Below are 716 nucleotides of genomic sequence, written 5' to 3'. Positions count from 1 at the left end.
TACTTGATTATTTCCGACACCACACCTGCGCCGACGGTCCTTCCGCCCTCACGGATGGCAAAGCGCAGCTCCTTCTCCATCGCTATGGGCTGAATCAAATTGACCTCGATCTCCACATTGTCCCCCGGCATCACCATCTCAACGCCCGCCGGCAGAGAAACGATCGCCGTCACATCGGTGGTCCGGAAATAAAACTGGGGGCGATAACCCGAGAAAAAGGGCGTGTGACGGCCACCCTCCTCCTTCGTCAATATGTACGCCTGGGCCTTGAAATGCGTGTGCGGCGTTATGCTCCCCGGTTTGGCCAAAACCTGCCCGCGCCATACCTCGTCCTTCTTGATGCCCCGCAGCAACACGCCCACATTGTCACCCGCCTGACCCTGGTCCAGGACCTTCCGGAACATCTCAACACCCGTGGCTACCGTCTTCTCCGTCTCCTCAAAACCAACAATCTCCACCTCTTCCCCCACCTTGATCACGCCGCGCTCAACACGGCCGGTAACCACCGTGCCCCTGCCGCTTATGGAAAACACATCCTCGATCGGCATCAAAAACGGCTTGTCTACATCACGCTCGGGCAAAGGAAAATAATCGTCCACCGCACCCATCAACTCCAGAACGCTCTTGCACTTCTCACACGCGTCCGTCCCGCACCCGCAATCCAGCGAGTGCAGCGCACTCCCCCGCACAACGGGAATGTCATCGCCGGGAAACTC

Annotated in this window: 1 pseudogene (only partly in view); it reads right to left on the bottom strand. The window is 58.5% G+C overall.

Going from position 1 to position 716, the window contains the following annotated elements:
- Positions 1-716: pseudogene (gene tuf, locus GTN70_10390) on the bottom strand (elongation factor Tu) (it continues 442 nt past the right edge of the window).

Source organism: Deltaproteobacteria bacterium, assembly GCA_011773515.1.
GTDB lineage: Bacteria > Desulfobacterota > Deferrimicrobia > J040 > J040 > WVXK01.
This window is presented reverse-complemented; position numbering and strand designations above follow the sequence as displayed.